The following is an 18,502-nucleotide window of genomic DNA, read 5'->3' on the forward strand; positions in this document are numbered from 1 at the left end:
GGAATGATGCCATGGACGATCTGCTCGGCGACTTCGTCGCGGAGACACGCGAGACCCTCGACGCCCTGTCGGGCGAGATCGTCGCGTGGGAACTCGCGCCCGACGATCGCTCGCGGCTCGATGCGATCTTCCGCTTCGTCCATACCGTGAAGGGAAGCTGCGGTTTCCTCGATCTGCCGCGCCTCGAGAAGCTCAGCCACGCGGCCGAGGACGTGCTCGCCGACGTCCGCGCCGACCGCCGCCGCCCCGATCCCGCGCTGGTCAGCGCCGTGCTGGCGGTGATCGACCGCATCGCCGAACTGGCCGACGCGATCGAGAGCGGCCGGACCGTCCCCGACGAGGACGATGCCCGCCTGATCGCGGCGCTTCGGCCCGTGTCCGAGGCCGTCGTCGATACCGCCGATGCCGACGACGTCGCGCTCGCCGAGGCGCTGGAGGCGATCCGGATCGCCGAGGAGACGGACGAGGAGGAGGCGGTCGTCCCGGTGCTGGTCGAAGCCCCGGCCGCCGCGGCGCCGGCCGGCCCGCGCGCCGTCTCGCGCAGCATCCGCCTGCCGGTCGACCTGCTCGACCGGATGATGGCGGGCGTGTCCGACATGGTGCTGGCGCGCAACGAGCTGGCGCGCCGCCTGCGCGAGAGCGGCGCCGAATCGAACACCGAGGTCGCCTTCGAGCGGCTGTCGCATTGCATCGCCGAGATGCGCGACGCGATCACCCGCACCCGCATGGCGCGGGTCGAGCATCTCTTCACCGCGCTGCCGCGCATGGTCCGCGACATTTCCGCCGAACTGGGCAAGCTGGTCCAGCTCGAGATCGACGGCGGCGACGTCGAGCTCGATCGCGAGATGATCGAGATGATCCGCGATCCGCTGACCCATATCGTCCGCAACGCGATCGACCATGGCATCGAGCCGCCCGAGGCGCGGGTGCTCGCCGGCAAGCCGGTGGCGGGGCGTCTCCACGTCAGCGCCCGGCAGGTCGGCAACCAGATATTGATCGAGGTGATCGACGACGGCCGCGGCATCGATGCCGACCAGCTCGTCGGCAAGGCGGTCGCCGCCGGCATCCTCGGCCGGGAGCGCGCCGCGACGCTGAGCTGGGAACGCAAGCTCGAGCTGATCTTCGCGCCCGGCCTGTCGACCGCGCGGGAGGTGACCGCGATTTCGGGACGCGGCGTCGGCATGGACGTCGTCCGCGCCAATGTCGAACGGATCGGCGGCCTCGTCGACATCGACAGCCGGCCGGGGCAGGGGCTGCGCCTGACGCTGCGCGTGCCGCTGACCCTCACCATCATCCCCGCGCTGACGATCAGCACCGGCGGCCAGCATTTCGCGATTCCCCGATCGGCGATCGACGAGATCGTCCGCGTCGGCGGCGACGCCGTCCGCATGGGGACGCTGGGCGGCGCCGATCTCGTCTTCATCCGCGGCGTCCGCGTGCCGGTGGTGTCGCTCGGCGCGGTGCTCGGCCTCGAACGGGGCGCACAGGCCAATCTCGTCGTGCTCAAGCTCTCGGGCGGCGCGCGCTATGCGCTCGCGGTCGACGCGGTCCACGACCATGAGGAGCTGGTGGTCAAGCCCGCCGCGCCGGTGGTGATGGCTTGCGGCATCTATGGCGGCACGACCCTGCCGGACAACAGCCGGCCGATGCTGCTGCTCGACGTCGCGGGCGTCGCCGAGAAGGCGGGCGTCCGCCGCGACGACCAGGCGGCGGTCGAGCCGGCGGCCGAGGAGGGCGAGGAGGAACTGCACGAGAAGGGCGCCGTGCCCGTCCTGCTGTTCCGCGACCTCGACGGGGTCGAGCGCGGCGTGCCGCTGGCGCTGGTCGAGCGGATCGAGGACTGCTTCTCCGCCTCGGTCAGCCACAGCGCGGGCCGGATGCGCCTGAACATCGACGGGCGGCTGGTGCCGCTGGTGTCGTGCGGCGCGCCGATCATCGAGGCCAAGGTCCGCGTGCTGCGGATGCGCGACGGGGCCGAGGAGCTGGCCTATGCGATCGACAGCGTCATCGACATCGTCCCGGTCGCGATCGAGCTGCAGCGCAGCGCCGTCGCCGGTCCGGTCGCCGGGGTGATGCTGGTCGAGGAGCGGCCGGTCGAGTTCCTCGACGCCTTCTGGCTGTTCGCGCAGGGGCTGGGCAGCGAGCCGGCCGCCGAGCAGCGCCCGGTCTGCCTGCTGTCTGACGAGGACCCCTGGACGCGCCAGGTGCTCGCGCCGCTGGTCGAAGGCGCCGGCTATCGGATCATCTATGCACCGGAGGAGGGGCCGGCCGCCGATCTCGTCATCGTCGCCGACGGTGCCGCGGCCGATGGGCCGGCCGAAGCGGCGGCGGTGCTGCGGCTGCGCCAGCATGCCGAGGATCGCGGCGCCTCGCCCGACAGCCTGTGGCGCTACGACCGGGCCGGCCTCACCGCCGAGTTGCGCCGGTATTGGAACAAGCGGAGCGCCTGACCATGAACGACCTCTACCTGATCGTCGAAATCGCCGGCCAGCGGGCGCTGCTGCCCGCCGCCTTCGTCGAGTCGGTCGTCGAGATCGAGGACATCGCCCCGGTGCCGTGCGCGCCGCCGCACGTGCTGGGCCTGTTCGCGCTGCGCAGCCGGGTGCTGACCGTGATCGACACGATCGCCGCGCTCGGCGGCGAACGCGGGGCGCGGGGCGAGAAGCAGGCGGTGATCGTCCATGTCGACGGCCATCTCTACGGGGTGCTGGTCGACGACGTCGACGACGTCGTCGCGATCGACGCCGCCCCCAGCCAGTTCCGCGCGCCGCTGTCGGCCGGCTGGGCGCGCTATGCGACCGGGGTGCTCGATCATGAGGGCGAGCCGCTGCTGCTGGTCGACGTCGCCGCGCTGATCGCCGGGCCGCTCGACATGGCTGCGTGAAAAGGGGCTGCGTGAAAAGGGGCCGCGTGAAAGGCCGTTAACGGGGCGCTTACCCGTCCCGTCTAGAGATAGCCGGAACGCCCATCCAAGACGGAAGACCGTGATGAAGACCTGCCTGGTTGTCGACGATTCGAAGGTGATCAGGAAGGTCGCCCGTCACATATTGGAGGCGCTCCACTTCAGGGTCGAGGAGGCCGGCGACGGGCGCGAGGCGCTCGACCGCTGCCAGGCGGGCAAGCTGCCCGACGTGATCCTGCTCGACTGGAACATGCCGGTGATGAGCGGGATGGAGTTCCTCCGCTCGCTCGGCTCGTCCGATTTCGCCCAGCGGCCGAAGGTGGTGTTCTGCACCACCGAGAACGACGTGGCCCATATCCGCGCCGCGATCGAGGCGGGCGCCGACGAATATATGATGAAGCCGTTCGATCGCGAGACGCTGGAAAGCAAGTTGCAACTGGTGGGCGTCGCCTGACCATGTCTCGGGGGGGACTTGGAGGCAGCGTCAGGGTGGGCGTCGAGGACGTCGGAAGGGGGCGGCCCCGTCCGATCCGCGTGCTGCTCGTCGACGACTCGCTGGTGGCCAGGACCGTGCTGGCGCGACTGCTGGAGGGGCGGCCGGAATTCGAGATCGCGGGGGCCGCGCCGACGGCCGACCAGGCGATCCAGTTCCTCAGCAGCCACGACATCGACATCTATCGTCGTGCTCGACGTCGAGATGCCGGGGGCGATCGCGGCTTCGACCGCGCTGCCCGGAGATATTGAGGCGAGCCACTTGGCGCGCGTTCTGGATTGCCCTCGGCGGCGGAGGCGGGGCGGCGGCGACGGTGCGGGCGCTGACGCTGGGGCGGCCGACACGCTGCTCAAGCCGACCGCCGGCAATTTCGCGGGAGAGTTCTCGCACAAGTTCATCGACGCGCTGCTGCGCATCGGCCATGCCAACCATCACGCCCAGCGGCCCGACCGCAAGGCGGCCGACGCCGCCCCGCGTCCCGCGCCCGTGCCGATCGTCGCGCTGCGGCCGACCCGGAGCGGCCGGATCGCCTGCCTCGCGATCGGCGCTTCGACCGGCGGGCTCCACGCGCTGTCGGCCTTCCTGCGCCGGCTGACTCCCGATTTCCGGGCGCCGATCCTGATCACCCAGCATCTGCCGCCGCCGTTCATGCCCTATTTCGCGGCGCAGCTCCGCGACATCGCCGGCCGGCCCACCGCCGTCGCCGCCGATGGGACGCCGCTGGTGCCCGGCGAGATGCTGGTCGCGCCGGGAGAGGGGCATATCCGCCTCGCGCGCAAGGGGTCGCGCGTGCTGGTATCGATCGATCCTGCGCCCGCGCCGAGCCGCTGCATGCCCTCGGTCGATCCGATGTTCGCGGCGGTGGCCGAGCTGTTCGGGGCCGAGGGCGTCGGCGTGGTGCTGACCGGCATGGGCCGCGACGGCACGATCGGCGCCGAGGCGATGGTCGCCGCGGGCGCCGAGATTTTGGCGCAGGATTCGGCCAGCTCGGTGGTGTGGGGCATGCCGGGATCGGTGGCGCAGGCGGGGCTCGCCTCGCTGGTGATGCCGCCCGAGGAACTGGCCCGCCACGTCTGCCACCGCAATGCCGGTGGGGCATGGAGGTAAGCCCCCGCGCGGCGATGACGATCGCTCGCCTGTTCGAGCAGGCGACCGGCCAGACATTGTCGCAGGACCGCTTCTGGCGGATCGGCACGACCTTGATGCCCTTCTGCCGCGCGCGCGGGATCGAGAGCTTCGACCAACTCGCCCTCGCGCTCGAACGCAGCGCCGACCGCGAGCTGTCGCTCGACATGATCGACGCGCTGCTCAACAACGAGACGAGCTTCTTCCGCGATGCCGGGGTGTTCACCCAGCTCGGCGAGGCGCTGCTGCCCCGGCTGGCGGCGGCGCGGCGGCGCGAGCGGCGCCTGCGCATCTGGTCGGCGGCCTGCTCGACCGGGCAGGAGGCCTATTCGCTGGCGATGCTGTTCGCCGAGCAGGGTGATCGCTGGGCCGGCTGGCGCATCGACATCGTCGGCAGCGACATCTCCCGCTCGGCGGTCGAGCAGGCGCGCGGCGGCCTCTACACCCAGTTCGAGGTCCAGCGCGGCCTGCCGATCCGGCAGCTCATCGCCTGGTTCGATCCGGTGCTCGACCAGGGCTGGCGGGTGAAGCCGCAGCTCGCCGCCCATGTCTCCTTCCAGCGGCACAACCTGCTCGGCCCGCCGCCCGCCGGCGGCCGCTTCGACCTGATATTGTGCCGCAACGCGCTGCTCTATTTCTCGCCCGAGCGGCGCCACCAGATGCTGGAGGGGCTGGCGCTGGCGATCGCCCCGGACGGCGGGCTGCTGCTGGGGGCAGGGGAGACGGTGCAGGGCTCGGCCCGCTTCGTCGCCGATCCCGAGCTGCCGATGGTCTATCGCCCCGCCGCCGCGCGCACCGTGCCGCACGCCGCGTGAGCAGGCGAGACGGGATCGTCATCCCGGACTTGATCCGGGATCCAGAAACGCAGCGCCTGAGCAGGAAACGCAGCGTTGCGTTTCTGGATGCTGAATCAAGTTCAGCATGACAAAGGTCCGCGGACGACGACCCTGGCCGCTTTGCGCTTCCGCCCCGGATGATCCGGGTTTAAAGCATGTCCGCAATGGACGAGATCATCGATTGCCCGTCGCCCAATCATGACGAGCGCACCCTGCCGATCACCATGCTGGTGCTGCATTATACCGGCATGGCCGACGCGGCCTCCGCGATCGCCCGGCTGACCGATCCCGAGGCGAAGGTGTCGAGCCATTATCTGGTCGCCGAGGACGGGCAGGTGATGCGCCTCGTCCCCGAGGACCGCCGCGCCTGGCACGCCGGCCAGTCGAGCTGGCGCGGCGTCACCGACGTCAATTCGGCCAGCATCGGCATCGAGATCGTCAATCCCGGCCATGAGCTGGGCTACCGGCCCTTTCCCAAGCCGCAGATGGACGCGCTGATCCCGCTGATCTCCGACATCACCAGCCGCCATCCGATCGAGCCCGCCAATGTGGTCGGCCATTCCGACGTGGCCCCCCGGCGCAAGCAGGACCCGGGCGAGCTGTTCGACTGGGAACTGCTCGGCAAGCTCGGCCTCGCGCTCCGCCGCCCGCGCCACGGCCTCGCCGATCCGCATTGGACGCCCGGGGGCTTCCTGCTCGCGCTCGACCGCTTCGGCTATGATGTGAGCGACGGGCCGGCGGCGGTCACCGCCTTCCAGCGCCGCTTCCGTCCCGAGCGGATCGACGGGATCGCCGACGGCGAATGCCGCGCGATCCTGCTCCGCCTGCTGCTCCACCGCGAGGGCGACGGATTGCTTGAGTCTCCGTCCAAAAGCTCCTAACGGCACCTCCACCAGAGGGCCGGGCGGTCGCCGCGCAGCGATGCGGGGAGGAAAGTCCGGGCTCCAAGGAGTGACGGTGCCGGGTAACGCCCGGCGGGGGCGACCCCAGGGACAGTGCCACAGAAAGCAGACCGCCCGGCGGACCGCCAAGCTCGCTTGGTATGTTCCGGGCAAGGTCGAAAGGGTGCGGCAAGAGCGCACCGCGGTCCCGGCAACGGGAACGGCATGGTAAACCCCACCGGGAGCAAGATCGAATAGGGACGGCGCATGGGCTACTCCGCCCGGTCGTCCGGGTTGATTGCTGGAGGCCGGGCGCAAGCCCGGTCCTAGAGGAATGATCGCCCATCCGGCTTCGGCCGGTGGACAGAACCCGGCTTACAGGCCCTCTGGTTCTTCCCTGCGCCGCGCGGGCCGGCGGGGGATCTGCGCGGGCGCCGCGACGGGGCTGTGCGCCTTGTCCAGGTAGAAGCCGGCGAGGAAATAATGGGCGCGCATCGCCGCCGGATGGCGGGCCGCGCGGGCTGCTGTCAGCTCGACCTCGGCCCGCTTCAGATAATAATCGCTGTCCTGGTCCATGCGCATCCTTGCCTGCCCCTCATCATAATTCCGCATCTGCGAAATGGATGCGCGCCAGGGGTTGTCTACGCGGGGAATAGTCGCGCTTTTCGAGCAGCTTGCCGCAGCATGTGGGCAATGGTTCGAGGCTGGCGCGTTGATCGTCCCTATGGACAGGAGAGAGAGCATGCCCCGTGGCGACAAGAGCAGCTACACCGACAAGCAGAAGCGCAAGGCCGAGCATATCGAGCAAGGCTATGAGGATCGCGGCGTGCCCCGGGAGGAGGCCGAACGCCGCGCCTGGGCGACCGTCAACAAGGAATCGGGCGGCGGCAACAAGTCCGGCTCCGGCCGGGGCAAGGCCGACACCCACGTCTCCTCGTCACGCGGCGGGCGTGCCCACAAGTCGGGTTCGGCCGAGCAGCGATCGGCGGCGGCCCGCAAGGGATGGGTGACGCGCCGCAAGCACGCGGCGGCCTGATCGGCGGCGCGCGCCCGGCTTCAGCTTTGCTCGGCCGGGTCGGCGGAGGGGCGCCGCTCCTGTATCAACAGGCGCTCGCGCTCGGCCGCCTGGCCATGGACGCTGGCCAGCATCAGATGGGCCTGCCTCGCCTCCGTGCAGCCGGCTTTCGCCGCGGCCTGCTTCTCCTGCGCGGCCCTTTGCTCGAAATAGACGATGTCTTCCTGGCTCATCGATCGGACTCCTCGTTGGCGCGGCAGCGCCACGGCGGACGCCGGCCGACACGCTGGCGCGCCGGGTCCGTCCTGCTCGTCGCTGGGAAGAGCGCAGTGTAGCCCTTTTCTGCCCGGGCGACTTCAACCTGGATCAGTTTATGCGGCGAAAGGGGCGATCGGCGGGACGGTGCGCGGCGGGTTCAACAGCCCGGAGAGGGCGGAATGGAGCTCCTGATCGGAGAAGGGCTTGAGCAGCCGCGGAAATCGGTGGAATTGCGGCGGTTCCCGGTCGAGGTCCACGCCGCTGGTGAACAGGAAGGGGATGCGCCGCTCCACCAGCAGGTCGGCGACGGGATAGGAAAGCTCGCCGGAGAGCCAGACGTCGAGCACCGCGGCGTCGATCTTGGCCGAGGCAGCGGCGTCGAGCGCGCTGCGCAGGGTCAGGCAGGGGCCGACCACGTCGGCCCCCAGTTCGACCAGCGAGTCGCGCATCGCCGTGGCGATGATGATCTGATCCTCGACGATCAGGATCGCGGGCCTCGGCTGCTGTGGCGACGGCCATGCCGACAGAGTTGACGATGGGTTGTTCATGATGACCGGTCAATTTTGCGAATGTCGCCAGTGCCGAACATTGGTCCCGACACGCGGAGGATTTCCGATGGTCTTTCCCAATGTCACTACATGCGACCTGCGATTGCTTAAAATTTGAATTGTAAACTATTGTTACTTCTAAGGAATATTGCAGAATACTGCCCAGTAAAATTCGAAGCGATTCTGAAGAATCGAATTTCTCTGATTGATGGAAGGAGTCCATATATGGACTCTACGTAGATGAGGAATTCCGATTTTCCAAATTTACTGGTGATATTCGATGGATAGGTGGTGGCGGTTCGGCCGTCGCCCGATCCCATATGCCGGCGTGGCCCGGCGCGGCATTGCATCGCGACCGTGACGACCTATCTTCGCCGGTGGCAAAGGAGAACGACACATGGCCCGGGAAATCGCGACATTGGCGGGTGGCTGCTTCTGGTGCGTCGAGGCGGTGTTCGACGACGTGATCGGCGTCGAGTCGGTCGAGAGCGGCTATACCGGCGGCCATGTCGCCAATCCCACCTACAAGCAGGTCTGCAACGGCGACACCGGCCATGCCGAGGCAATCCGCGTCGCCTTCGATCCCGACGTGATCGGCTATGGCGAGCTGCTCGACATCTTCTTCCACGTCCACGACCCGACCCAGCTCGATCGGCAGGGCAACGACATCGGCCCGCAATATCGCTCGGCGCTTTTCCCGCACTCGCCCGAGCAGGGGGCCGAGGCGAAGGCTGCGATCGAACGCGCCCGCGCCGACTGGTCCGATCCGATCGTCACCCGGATCGAGCCCGAGGCGCCCTGGTATCCCGCCGAGGACTATCATCAGGAATATTTCGCGCGCGAGGGTGCGAGCAGCGGCTATTGCGTGATGGTCGTCGCCCCCAAGCTCGCCAAGTTCCGCAAGAGCTACGCCGCGCGGTTGAAAGCCTGATTCCTCCCTGCGCGTAGTGCGGGGAGGGGGACCATGCGCAGCATGGTGGAGGGGTGACGGCGCGATAGCGCCGGCTGCGCCGTCGCCCCCTCCACCGCCTGCGGCGGTCCCCCTCCCCAGTTTCACTGGGGAGGAATTAAATTATCTGGGAGCCGCCGCGCGTTTCAGCCGGTCGTTGATCGCGAGGCCGAGGCCGTCCGACGGAACCGGAGCCACCGCGATTGCCGCCGCATCCGACTGATCCGCCGCATGGAGTAGGTCGAACAGCCGCGCCGCCGCTTCGTCGAGCCGCCCCGACGCCGACAGCGTGACGTCGCCCGTGACCGCGCCGAAGCCGATCAGATACTCGCCGGCCTCCGCGCTCTCGGCGTTGAGCCGGAGTGGTTTCGACGGGGCGTAGTGGCTCGCCATCTGGCCGGGCGCCTCGATCGCTCCGCCACGGCTGCCCTCGACGGCGACGCCGGACGCCTCGGCCAGCATCTCGACGGTGATCGCGCCGGGGCGCAGCAGGCGCAGCCGGTCGGTCTCGACCGCGACGATCGTCGATTCGATCCCGACCGCGGTGGGGCCGTCGTCGAGGACCAGCGTTATCCGGCCGGCCAGCGACCGGGCGACATGCTCGGCGCGGGTCGCGCTGATCGATCCGCTGGCGTTGGCGGACGGCGCGGCGAGGGGGCGGCCGCTCGCCAGGATCAGCGCGCGGATCGCCGGATGGGCGGGCATTCGCACCGCGACGCTCGGCAGCCCGGCCGTGGTCAGGCTGGCGATCGGCGATCCCGGCGCGGCGGGCAGCACCATCGTCAGCGGCCCCGGCCAGAAACGCTCGGCGAGCCGGCGCGCGAGCGGCGGGAGGATCGCGACCCGGCCGGCCATGGCGAGGTCGGTGACATGGACGATCAGCGGGTTGAAGCTCGGGCGGCCCTTGGCGGCGTAGATCGCAGCGACCGCCTCGCCCGAGGTCGCGTCGCCGGCCAGGCCATAGACCGTCTCGGTCGGCACGCCGACCGGCAGCCCTCGCGCGATCAGCGCGGCCGCTTCGGCGATGCCGGTCGGATCGGCGGGAAGGATGCGGGTCTCGGTCACGCTGCGCGGCTATCGCGCCGGGGCGGACGGAGCAAGTCCTGCTTCTTTCCCGTTATCGTGGCGAAGGCCAGGATCCCACTGCCTTTGGGCCGGCGGGGCGACCAGGAAGAAGGGAGATTCCGGCTTTCGCCGGAATGACGAAAAGTGGGGGGCGTCAGCTCTCGACGCGCTCGAGCAGGTCGCCCGGCTCGATCCGCAGGCGGCGCATGCTCGCCACCACGCGCGGCCATTCGTCGCGCAGGAAGGTGTTGCGCGCCTCGCGGCGGAGGCGGTCGGTCGCGCCCTCGGCGACGAACATGCCGACGCCGCGCTTGACCGTCACATAGCCCTCGTCCTGGAAGCCCTGATAGGCCTTGGCCGCCGTCAGCGGATTGGCGCCGTGCTGCGCGGCGAAGGCGCGGACCGAGGGGAGAGCATCGCCGTCGCCATAGCTGCCGTCGAGGATCGACTCGGCGATGATGTCGCGAAGGCGGAGATAGACGGGGCGGTCCTGGCTGCTCATGGCGTCACACTGTGCTAACACAGCATGGCGCGTCAATGGCAATCAGCCTTTCCACGTCGAAACGACAGCTTCATAGGTCGGGCGAGGCCGTTCCTCCAGCGCGCGTCCCGGTGAGCCGAGGAACAGGAAGCCGGCGATCCGATCGTGCGGTGATCCGCCCAGCGATTCAAGCACTTGGCCGTTATAGGCGGGCCAGCCGGTCAGCCAGCAGCCGACGAAGCCGGCCGCATGGGTCGCGAACAGCAGGTTCATGCAGGCCGCGCCGGCCGACAGCTCCTGCTCCCACAGCGGAATCTTGCTGTTCTGCGTCGGGGTCGACAGCACCGCTACCATCGTCGGCGCCTGGTGCGCGAACTGCTCCATCGCCTCCAGCTCGATCCGGCCCGCCTCGGGCTTCTCGGCGCGATAGGCGTCCTTGAGCAGGTCGGCGAAGGCGTCGCGGCGATCGGCCTCGACGATCACGAAGCGCCAGGGGGCGAGCTTGCCATGGTCGGGCACGCGCATCGCCGCTTCCAATATCCGGCGGAGCTCCGCCGAATCCGGCCCCGGCGCGATCATGTCGCGGGCCTTGCCCGAGCGGCGGGTGGCGAGGAGGGCGGCGGTGGAGGACAGATCGTTGAACATGGTCATCATCTAGATGCTGGCCCTCCGCGGAACAACGGTCTCGGAGACACATGTCTGTCCGGACATGTTTCCGCCGGTTCGGGGAGAAAATCGAACCATGGGGTAATTCTGTTTCGTTGAACGAGCGTAGATCGGCAATGTCGTTTCAAGCGAAACAATAACCGCTTCACAGCGCGCGAATCGTTGCTATCGTCGGCGTCCATGAAGGTCGTGCCGCCCTTGGGGGAGCGCCGCGCCGACCACGCAGAACAGAAAGAACTTCATGGTCAATCCCGACGCTGACGCGACCACCGAACCCGCATCGCCGCATGTGAGCCGATCGGACGGCGACACCTGGTTCGGTCATCCCAGGCAGCTCGCGAGGCTCTTCTCGACCGAGGCGATGGAACGCTTCGGCTATTATGGGATGAGGGCGCTCCTCACCCTCTACCTCACCCAGCATTTCCTGTTCAGCGACCAGACCACCAACGGCCTCTATGGCGGCTTCACCGCGCTGGTCTACCTGACCCCGCTCGTCGGCGGCCTGCTCGCCGATCGCTATCTCGGTTCGAAGAAGTCGGTGAAGTTCGGCGCGATCCTGATGTCGATCGCCTATTTCACGCTCTGCTTCGGCGGCCAGACCGCCAAGCCCTATGCGGTGATCGACGGCAGCCGCTACGAAGTGGTGATCGACGAGGCCAAGCAGCAATATCTCGTCGACGGCGCGCAGAAGCTGGCGATCAAGGGGCAGGAGGACGGCTCGGTCGCGCTCGTCGCCGCGGACGGCTCGGTCGCCCGCACCGTCGCCAAGGGCGGCTTCAAGGCCGATGCCGACCGCGATCCCTTCCACACCGGCCTGATGCTCGTCGCGCTGAGCCTGCTCACCGTCGGCAACGGCTTCTTCAAGCCCAATATCTCGACGATCGTCGGCGCGCTGTACGAGAAGGGGGACCGGCGCCGCGACGCCGGCTTCACCATCTTCTACATGGGCATCAACCTCGGCTCGCTCTTCTCGCAGATACTCTGTCCGTTCCTGGCGGTGGCGCTCGGCTGGTGGGCGGGCTTCGGCCTCGCGGCGATCGGCATGCTGATAAGCTGGGCGCTGATCCAGTTCGCGGGCGAGAAGCTGGCGGGCTATGGCGAGCCGCCGGAAGGGCAGGAGAAGGACCGCAGCCTGCTGATCTACATCGGCGCGCTCGCGGTCGTGCCGATCGGCTGGTTCCTGTTCCTCAACCTGATGGCGAGCCCGGCGCCCGAGGCCGGCGTCGGCATCGTCGGCTATCTGCTCGGCCTGCCGATCATGGGCAAGGTGCTGTTCGCGACCTTCCTGGCATCGGTGATCCTGATCCCGCTCTGGGCGCTCAAGGCCGGCAACAAGGTCGAGTTCCAGATGATGATTGCGGCGATCGTGATGATCGTCTTCAACGTCGTCTTCTGGACGCTGTTCGAGCAGGCCGGCTCCTCGCTCACCCTGTTCGCCGATCGCAACACCGACCTGTCGGTGTTCGGCCTGTTCACCATGTCGGCGGGGCAGACCCAGTTCTTCAACGCCTTCTTCATCGTCGTGCTGGCGCCGCTGACCTCGCTCCTGTGGAACGCGCTCGGCCGCCGCGGGCTGGAGCCGTCGATCCCGGTCAAGTTCGCGATCGCGCTGGCGGGCGTCGGTCTCGGTTTCCTCGCGCTGGTGTGGGGCACGCAATATGCCGGGGCGGACTTCAAGGTGTCGGTCTGGTGGCTGGCGCTGCTCTACCTGATCCACTCGATGGCCGAGCTGTGCATCTCGCCGGTCGGCCTGTCGATGATCACCAAGCTGTCGATCGCGCGCGTCGTCGGGCTGATGATGGGGCTGTGGTTCCTGTCGATCAGCTGCGCCCAATATGTCGCGGGCATCGTCGCCCAGGTCGCCAGCGTCGAGACGGTCGGCGGCCAGGTCACCAACCTCAAGGTCAGCCTGGAGACCTATGCCGGCGTGTTCCAGACGATCGGGCTCGCTTCGGTCGCGATCGGCGCGGTCCTCCTCGTCCTTTCGCCTGTCATCAAGAAGTGGATGCATGGTGTTCAATAACAAGCTGCGATTCTCGGTGGCGGTGGCGCTCGCGCTGACCGCCTGCACCGGCGGAGCCGCGCCCAAGTCGGCCTCCTCCGACGCGCCCGCGCCGGGCAAGGGCAAGGGGTTCGACCATGATCCCTTCCCGTCGACCTACCATGCCTATCCGGGCGCGCCGACCGCGATCGTCCACGCCACCGTCTATGACGGGGAGGGTGGCCGGATCGAGGACGGCACCGTCCTGCTCGCCGACGGCAAGGTGACGGCGGTCGGCGGCCCCGACCTCGCCGTGCCGGCGGGGGCGACCGTGGTCGACGGCACCGGCAAATGGGTGACGCCGGGCGTCATCGACGTCCACAGCCATCTCGGCGACTATCCGTCGCCGGCGGTCAAGGCGCTGTCCGACGGCAACGAGGCGACCGCGCCGGTCACCGCGCAGGTCTGGGCCGAGCACAGCGTCTGGCCGCAGGACCCGGGCTTCAGCCGCGCGCTCGTCAATGGCGGCGTGACGACGCTCCAAATTCTTCCCGGTTCGGCCAACCTGTTCGGCGGCCGGTCGGTCACGCTCAAGAACGTCTATGCGCGCACCGTGCAGGGGATGAAGTTCCCCGGCGCGCCTTACGGCCTGAAGATGGCCTGCGGCGAGAATCCCAAGCGCGTCTATGGCGGCAAGAACCGCGAGCCTTCGACCCGCATGGGCAATGTCGCGGTCGACCGGCAGACCTGGATGAAGGCGGTCGAGTACAAGCGCAAGTGGGACAAATATGAGGAGAAGGGCGGCGAGGCGCCGGCCCGCGACGCCTCGATGGACACGCTGATGGGCGTGCTCAACGGCGAGATCCTCGTCCACAACCATTGCTACCGCGCCGACGAGATGGCCATCGTCCTCGATATGGCGAAGGAGTTCGGCTACAAGGTCACCGCCTTCCACCACGCGGTCGAGGCCTACAAGATCGCCGACCTGCTCAAGGCGACCGGCACCTGCGCCGCCGTCTGGGCCGACTGGTACGGCTTCAAGATGGAAAGCTATGACGGCATCCGGGAGAATCTGGCGATCCTCCACAATGCCGGCGCCTGCGTGATGATCCATTCGGACGACCAGAACGGCATCCAGCGCCTGAACCAGGAGGTCGCCAAGGCGCTCGCCGCCGGCCGGCGGGCAGGCTTCACGATCAGCGACGAGCAGGCCTGGACCTGGCTCGCGATCGCCCCGGCCCGCGCGCTCGGCATCGCCGATCGGACCGGCAGCCTCAAGCCCGGCAAGATGGGGGACGTCGTGCTGTGGAACGGCAATCCGCTGAGCGTCTACACCCGGCCCGAAAAGGTCTGGATCGACGGCGCGATGCTCTACGACGCCAATAATCCGAAGCTGCGCCCGGTGAGCGACTTCGAGCTGGGCCAGCCCGGCGAGGGAGATGTGAAATGAAGCGCCTCCTGCTCGCCGCCGCAGCGCTGATCGCAGCCCCGCTCCCGGCCGAGACGATCGCCATCACCGGCGGAACCCTCGCGATCGGCGACGGATCGCAGCCGATCAAGGGCGGCACCGTCGTCATCGCCAACGGCCGGGTCGTCGCGGCCGGGGCCGGGGTCGCGGTGCCGGCCGGCGCGCGCGTCGTCGACGCGACCGGCAAGTGGGTCGCGCCCGGCATCATCGCCGGGGTCAGCACGCTCGGCCTGATGGAAGGCTATGGCATGTCGGAGACCAACGATCTCAGCGCCGACAAGTCGCCCTTCTCGGCGGCGCTCGACATGTCGACCGCGATCAACCCGACCGGCCAGCGGATCGGGGTCGAGCGCGCGGCCGGCGTCACCCGCGCCTTCGTGATCCCGTCGGCCGGCAACACCATGTTCGGCGGGCAGGGGGCGGTGATCGACCTCGGCGCCGACATGGACCCGGTGACGCGCCCGCGCGCCTTCCAATATGTCGAGCTGGGCGAGGACGGCATGGGCCCGGCGGGCGGCAGCCGCCCGGCGGCCTATGCGCTGCTCAGGGTCGCGCTCGGCGCGGCGGCCAACCCCGCCTCGGCCGACTTCGCCAGCAAGGACGCGCTGATCACCCGCCAGGATGCCGAGGCGCTCGGCCCGGTGGTGCGCGGCACCCAGCCTTTGCTCGTCCATGTCGAGCGGGCGGCCGACATCCGCTCGGTGCTCGCGCTCAAGAAGCAATATCCGGCGATCCGGCTGGTGCTGGTCGGCGCGACCGAGGGCTGGATGGTGGCGGGCGAGATCGCCGCGGCCGGCGTCCCCGTGATCGCGGCGGCGCTGCTCGACCTGCCCGAGAAGTTCGAGTCGATCGCGGCGACCCAGTCCAATGTCGGCCGGCTGGCGAAGGCGGGCGTCACCGTCGCCATCTCCAACGCCGACATCTCCGAAGGGCCCTATGAATCCTATCTCGCCCAATATGCCGGGAACCTCGTCGCGCTGACGAAGATCCCCGGCGCGCAGGGGCTCGACTGGGGCGCGGCCTTCGCGACGATCACCTCGAAGCCGGCGGCGGCGATCGGGATGGACGGGGAGATCGGGTCGCTCCGCCCCGGCCGCCGCGCCGACGTCGTGGTCTGGGACGGCGATCCACTCGAGCTGTCCTCGGCGCCGACGGCGATCTTCATCGACGGCGTCGCCCAGCCGACGACCAGCCGCCAGACCCGCCTGCGCGACCGCTATCTCGACCCGGTCGAGAAGGGCCTGCCCAAGGCCTATGAGCGCTGATTAGGGGAGAGGGGACGTCATCCCGGCGAAAGCCGGGATCTCCCTTTTCTTTCCCCGATACGGGTGAGGGCGGCATCAAGGCAGCGAGATCCCGGCTTTCGCCGGGATGACCGACGGCTGATGTACGGCGTCGGCAAGGCTTAACGCTTGAGGCGCATTGCAAATCGGCGCATTGAGCGGTCGAATTCCGATGGGGGACGGCGTGTATGGGGCGTAGATATTTCGGGACCGACGGCATCCGGGGCCGGACCAACGAAAGCCCCATGACCGCCGAGATCGCGATGAAGGTCGGCCAGGCGGCGGGCGCGCATTTCGTGCGCGGCGAGCATCGCCACCGGGTGGTGATCGGCAAGGATACCCGCCTGTCGGGCTATATGATGGAATCGGCGCTGGTCGCGGGCTTCACCAGCGTCGGCATGGATTGCGTCCTGCTCGGGCCGATGCCGACCCCGGCGGTGGCGATGCTGACCCGGTCGATGCGCGCCGATCTCGGCGTGATGATCTCCGCCAGCCACAATATGTTCGCCGACAACGGCATCAAGCTGTTCGGCCCCGACGGCTACAAGCTGTCCGACGACGACGAGACCGCGATCGAGGCGCGCCTCGAAAAGCCGGTCAAGCTCGCCGCCTCGGCCGATATCGGCCGCGCCCACCGGGTCGAGTCCGCGCGCGGGCGCTATGTCCATGCGGTCAAGTCGAGCTTTCCCGAGCATCTCCGCCTCGACGGGCTGCGCGTCGTGATCGATTGCGCGCATGGCGCCGCCTATGAGGTCGCGCCGCTCGCCTTGTGGGAGCTGGGCGCGGAACTGATCTCGATGGGGGTCAACCCCAATGGCGTCAACATCAACGACCAGTGCGGATCGACCGACACGCGCGCGCTGCAGGACAAGGTCCGCGAGACCCGCGCCGACATCGGCATCGCGCTCGACGGCGACGCCGACCGGCTGATCATCGTCGACAATGAGGGGCGGGTGGTCGACGGCGACCAGCTCATGGCGCTCGTCGCGGTCGGCGCCCATCGCCGCGGCGAGCTGCGCGGCGGCGGCATCGTCGCGACGGTGATGTCGAACCTCGGCCTCGAGCGCTTCCTGGCGGAGCAGGGGCTGTCGCTCCACCGCACCAAGGTCGGCGACCGCTATGTGGTCGAGGCGATGCGCGCCGAAGGCTTCAACATCGGCGGCGAGCAATCGGGCCATATCGTCATGACCGACCATGCGACGACCGGCGACGGCCTGGTCGCGGCGCTCCAGGTGCTGGCCCAGCTCGTCGAGAGCGGCAAGCCGGCGAGCGAGCTGCTCCACCAGTTCGATCCGCTGCCGCAGCTCCTCAAGAACGTCCGCTTCGCGGGCGGCGAGCCGCTCAAGGACGAGAAGGTGATCGCCGCGATCGCCGACGCGGAGGAGAAGCTGACCGGCACCGGCCGCCTCGTCATCCGCAAGTCGGGCACCGAGCCGCTGATCCGCGTCATGGCCGAAGGCGAGGACAAGCGGCTGGTCGAGGCGATGGTCGACCAGATTTGCGACGCCGTCCGCAAGGCGGCCTGAGATTGTTCATCCTTCCTCCCCTCCCGTCATTCCCGCGAAAGCGGGAATCCATGGACGGCGGCCCGCAGGAGATCGGATGTTCCGTGACCGTGGATTCCCGCTTTCGCGGGAATGACGAAAAGCCGTGACCACCGCCCGCATCCTCATCATCGCCGGCTCCGATTCGGGCGGCGGCGCCGGCATCCAGGCCGATATCAAGACGGTGACGCTGCTCGGCGGCCACGCGATGACCGCGATCACTGCGCTGACCGCGCAGAACACGCTCGGCGTCTCCGCCGTCCATCCGGTTCCGGCCGAGATGGTGATCGCGCAGATCGACGCGGTGGCGGACGACATCGGCGTCGACGCGGTCAAGATCGGCATGATCGGCAATGCCGCGATCGCCGAACGGGTCGCCGACCGGCTCGACCGGCCCGATCTCGCGGGCGTGCCGCTGGTGTTCGACCCGGTGATGATCGCGACGAGCGGCAGCCGGCTCGCCGACGCGGCGACGATCGCGGCGTTCGGCCGGCTGATGCGCCGCGCGGCGGTCTCCACGCCCAATCTCGACGAGCTCGGCGCGCTGAGCGGTGGTCGCGCGCTCGGCGACGAGCCGGCGGTCGTGGCGGCGGCGGCCGGGCTGATCGCGCAGGGCAGCGGCCCGATCCTGGCGACGGGCGGCGGCTTCGCGACCGGCGAGCTGACCGACCTGCTGTTCACGGCTGGCGGCGATGCCCCGGAGCGGCGCTGGACCGCCGGCTGGATCGACACGATCCACGATCACGGCACCGGCTGCACCCTGGCGAGCGCGATCGCGACCGGGCTGGGGCAGGGCCTCGCGCTGGCCGACGCGATCACCCGCGCCCGCGCCTTCGTCCGCGCCGCGCTGCTGGCGCCGCCGGGACTCGGCCGGGGCCATGGGCCGATGGGGCATCGGTCGATCGATTGATCCCGCCGCGTAGCGACAAATCACCCGTCATCCTGGCGAAAGCCAGGATCTCCCTGCCTTTCCACGATCTTCGAAGAAAAGACGAAGAGAAGTGAGA

Annotated in this window: 19 protein-coding genes and 1 other RNA gene; 15 read left to right on the plus strand and 5 right to left on the minus strand. The window is 69.0% G+C overall.

What is annotated here, in order from left to right; all coding sequences use genetic code 11:
- Positions 1–11 precede the first annotated feature (11 nt).
- The 9 genes from HRJ34_RS02155 (at position 12) to HRJ34_RS02190 (ending at position 7,273) form a co-directional block, all read left to right on the plus strand.
- A complete protein-coding gene (locus tag HRJ34_RS02155; RefSeq protein WP_208633214.1) occupies positions 12–2,450 on the plus strand; it encodes a chemotaxis protein CheA in 2,439 nt (812 codons plus the stop codon).
- A 2-nt stretch (positions 2,451–2,452) separates the two neighbouring features.
- Entirely contained in the window at positions 2,453–2,884 is a 432-nt protein-coding gene (locus HRJ34_RS02160; RefSeq protein ID WP_011950919.1) for a chemotaxis protein CheW, read from the plus strand.
- A gap of 103 nt (positions 2,885–2,987) precedes the next feature.
- Positions 2,988–3,356 carry a response regulator gene (locus HRJ34_RS02165; protein WP_030091575.1) on the plus strand — a complete coding sequence of 123 codons (369 nt, stop codon included), beginning with the start codon at positions 2,988–2,990 and terminating at the stop codon, positions 3,354–3,356.
- 80 nt (positions 3,357–3,436) lie between these two features.
- Positions 3,437–3,646: a response regulator gene (locus HRJ34_RS29125; protein WP_226949009.1), complete on the plus strand. Its 210-nt coding sequence runs from the start codon at positions 3,437–3,439 to the stop codon at positions 3,644–3,646.
- A gap of 10 nt (positions 3,647–3,656) precedes the next feature.
- Positions 3,657–4,502 (plus strand): CheB methylesterase domain-containing protein, encoded by an 846-nt coding sequence (locus HRJ34_RS02170; RefSeq protein WP_226949010.1) that lies wholly within the window; start codon positions 3,657–3,659, stop codon positions 4,500–4,502.
- 14 nt (positions 4,503–4,516) lie between these two features.
- Positions 4,517–5,335, plus strand: coding sequence for a CheR family methyltransferase (locus HRJ34_RS02175; protein ID WP_029548610.1), 819 nt, complete (start codon positions 4,517–4,519; stop codon positions 5,333–5,335).
- A 176-nt stretch (positions 5,336–5,511) separates the two neighbouring features.
- Positions 5,512–6,237 carry an N-acetylmuramoyl-L-alanine amidase gene (locus HRJ34_RS02180; RefSeq protein ID WP_081663358.1) on the plus strand — a complete coding sequence of 242 codons (726 nt, stop codon included), beginning with the start codon at positions 5,512–5,514 and terminating at the stop codon, positions 6,235–6,237.
- Between the two features lie 11 nt (positions 6,238–6,248).
- An RNA gene (gene rnpB / locus HRJ34_RS02185) (RNase P RNA component class A) lies at positions 6,249–6,631 on the plus strand.
- Positions 6,632–6,979: 348 nt separating this feature from the next.
- Positions 6,980–7,273: a hypothetical protein gene (locus tag HRJ34_RS02190; protein WP_016744925.1), complete on the plus strand. Its 294-nt coding sequence runs from the start codon at positions 6,980–6,982 to the stop codon at positions 7,271–7,273.
- Between the two features lie 20 nt (positions 7,274–7,293).
- Here HRJ34_RS02190 and HRJ34_RS02195 read toward each other — a convergent pair whose 3' ends face one another.
- Complete coding sequence (locus HRJ34_RS02195) at positions 7,294–7,485, minus strand: hypothetical protein (RefSeq protein WP_029991839.1); 192 nt, start codon at positions 7,483–7,485, stop codon at positions 7,294–7,296.
- Positions 7,486–7,623: 138 nt separating this feature from the next.
- Positions 7,624–8,058: a response regulator gene (locus HRJ34_RS02200; RefSeq protein WP_011950926.1), complete on the minus strand. Its 435-nt coding sequence runs from the start codon at positions 8,056–8,058 to the stop codon at positions 7,624–7,626.
- 397 nt (positions 8,059–8,455) lie between these two features.
- Between HRJ34_RS02200 and msrA the strand changes: the two genes are divergently transcribed.
- The gene (gene msrA, locus HRJ34_RS02205; protein ID WP_208633216.1) at positions 8,456–8,989 is read left to right on the plus strand and encodes a peptide-methionine (S)-S-oxide reductase MsrA; all 534 of its coding nucleotides are present in this window, start codon (positions 8,456–8,458) and stop codon (positions 8,987–8,989) included.
- A gap of 141 nt (positions 8,990–9,130) precedes the next feature.
- Here the strand turns inward: msrA and HRJ34_RS02210 are convergent, their stop codons facing one another.
- From HRJ34_RS02210 to HRJ34_RS02220, 3 genes are all read right to left on the minus strand, one after another.
- Positions 9,131–10,072 (minus strand): L-threonylcarbamoyladenylate synthase, encoded by a 942-nt coding sequence (locus HRJ34_RS02210; protein WP_208633217.1) that lies wholly within the window; start codon positions 10,070–10,072, stop codon positions 9,131–9,133.
- Between the two features lie 154 nt (positions 10,073–10,226).
- Positions 10,227–10,574, minus strand: a complete 348-nt coding sequence (locus tag HRJ34_RS02215) for a GntR family transcriptional regulator (protein ID WP_029991842.1) — start codon at positions 10,572–10,574, stop codon at positions 10,227–10,229.
- 42 nt (positions 10,575–10,616) lie between these two features.
- Complete coding sequence (locus HRJ34_RS02220; RefSeq protein WP_030091570.1) at positions 10,617–11,198, minus strand: nitroreductase family protein; 582 nt, start codon at positions 11,196–11,198, stop codon at positions 10,617–10,619.
- 262 nt (positions 11,199–11,460) lie between these two features.
- Between HRJ34_RS02220 and HRJ34_RS02225 the strand changes: the two genes are divergently transcribed.
- The 5 genes from HRJ34_RS02225 to thiD all read left to right on the plus strand — a co-directional run bounded on the left by HRJ34_RS02225 (position 11,461) and on the right by thiD (position 18,405).
- On the plus strand, positions 11,461–13,242 hold the full coding sequence (locus HRJ34_RS02225; protein ID WP_208633218.1) for a peptide MFS transporter: 1,782 nt from the start codon (positions 11,461–11,463) through the stop codon (positions 13,240–13,242).
- Positions 13,229–14,650 (plus strand): amidohydrolase, encoded by a 1,422-nt coding sequence (locus tag HRJ34_RS02230; RefSeq protein ID WP_208633219.1) that lies wholly within the window; start codon positions 13,229–13,231, stop codon positions 14,648–14,650. The genes HRJ34_RS02225 and HRJ34_RS02230 overlap by 14 nt, the downstream gene beginning before the upstream one ends.
- Complete coding sequence (locus tag HRJ34_RS02235) at positions 14,647–15,933, plus strand: amidohydrolase family protein (RefSeq protein ID WP_208633220.1); 1,287 nt, start codon at positions 14,647–14,649, stop codon at positions 15,931–15,933. The genes HRJ34_RS02230 and HRJ34_RS02235 overlap by 4 nt, the downstream gene beginning before the upstream one ends.
- A gap of 206 nt (positions 15,934–16,139) precedes the next feature.
- A complete protein-coding gene (gene glmM, locus HRJ34_RS02240) occupies positions 16,140–17,477 on the plus strand; it encodes a phosphoglucosamine mutase (RefSeq protein ID WP_011950934.1) in 1,338 nt (445 codons plus the stop codon).
- A 124-nt stretch (positions 17,478–17,601) separates the two neighbouring features.
- Positions 17,602–18,405, plus strand: coding sequence for a bifunctional hydroxymethylpyrimidine kinase/phosphomethylpyrimidine kinase (gene thiD, locus HRJ34_RS02245; RefSeq protein ID WP_208633221.1), 804 nt, complete (start codon positions 17,602–17,604; stop codon positions 18,403–18,405).
- Positions 18,406–18,502: the final 97 nt, after the last annotated feature.

Source organism: Rhizorhabdus wittichii (genome assembly GCF_017607425.1).
In the GTDB taxonomy this organism is placed as follows: Bacteria; Pseudomonadota; Alphaproteobacteria; order Sphingomonadales; family Sphingomonadaceae; genus Rhizorhabdus; species Rhizorhabdus wittichii.

What these genes read in the sequence shown, in the direction of transcription:
- HRJ34_RS02155 (WP_208633214.1), top strand. Translation starts at nt 12, where the DNA reads ATGGACGATCTGCTCGGCGACTTCGTCGCGGAGACACGCGAGACCCTC.
- HRJ34_RS02160 (WP_011950919.1), top strand. Translation starts at nt 2,453, where the DNA reads ATGAACGACCTCTACCTGATCGTCGAAATCGCCGGCCAGCGGGCGCTG.
- HRJ34_RS02165 (WP_030091575.1), top strand. Translation starts at nt 2,988, where the DNA reads ATGAAGACCTGCCTGGTTGTCGACGATTCGAAGGTGATCAGGAAGGTC.
- HRJ34_RS02175 (WP_029548610.1), top strand. Translation starts at nt 4,517, where the DNA reads ATGACGATCGCTCGCCTGTTCGAGCAGGCGACCGGCCAGACATTGTCG.
- HRJ34_RS02180 (WP_081663358.1), top strand. Translation starts at nt 5,512, where the DNA reads ATGTCCGCAATGGACGAGATCATCGATTGCCCGTCGCCCAATCATGAC.
- HRJ34_RS02190 (WP_016744925.1), top strand. Translation starts at nt 6,980, where the DNA reads ATGCCCCGTGGCGACAAGAGCAGCTACACCGACAAGCAGAAGCGCAAG.
- HRJ34_RS02195 (WP_029991839.1), bottom strand. Translation starts at nt 7,485, where the DNA reads ATGAGCCAGGAAGACATCGTCTATTTCGAGCAAAGGGCCGCGCAGGAG.
- HRJ34_RS02200 (WP_011950926.1), bottom strand. Translation starts at nt 8,058, where the DNA reads ATGAACAACCCATCGTCAACTCTGTCGGCATGGCCGTCGCCACAGCAG.
- msrA (WP_208633216.1), top strand. Translation starts at nt 8,456, where the DNA reads ATGGCCCGGGAAATCGCGACATTGGCGGGTGGCTGCTTCTGGTGCGTC.
- HRJ34_RS02215 (WP_029991842.1), bottom strand. Translation starts at nt 10,574, where the DNA reads ATGAGCAGCCAGGACCGCCCCGTCTATCTCCGCCTTCGCGACATCATC.
- HRJ34_RS02220 (WP_030091570.1), bottom strand. Translation starts at nt 11,198, where the DNA reads ATGTTCAACGATCTGTCCTCCACCGCCGCCCTCCTCGCCACCCGCCGC.
- HRJ34_RS02225 (WP_208633218.1), top strand. Translation starts at nt 11,461, where the DNA reads ATGGTCAATCCCGACGCTGACGCGACCACCGAACCCGCATCGCCGCAT.
- HRJ34_RS02230 (WP_208633219.1), top strand. Translation starts at nt 13,229, where the DNA reads ATGGTGTTCAATAACAAGCTGCGATTCTCGGTGGCGGTGGCGCTCGCG.
- HRJ34_RS02235 (WP_208633220.1), top strand. Translation starts at nt 14,647, where the DNA reads ATGAAGCGCCTCCTGCTCGCCGCCGCAGCGCTGATCGCAGCCCCGCTC.
- glmM (WP_011950934.1), top strand. Translation starts at nt 16,140, where the DNA reads ATGGGGCGTAGATATTTCGGGACCGACGGCATCCGGGGCCGGACCAAC.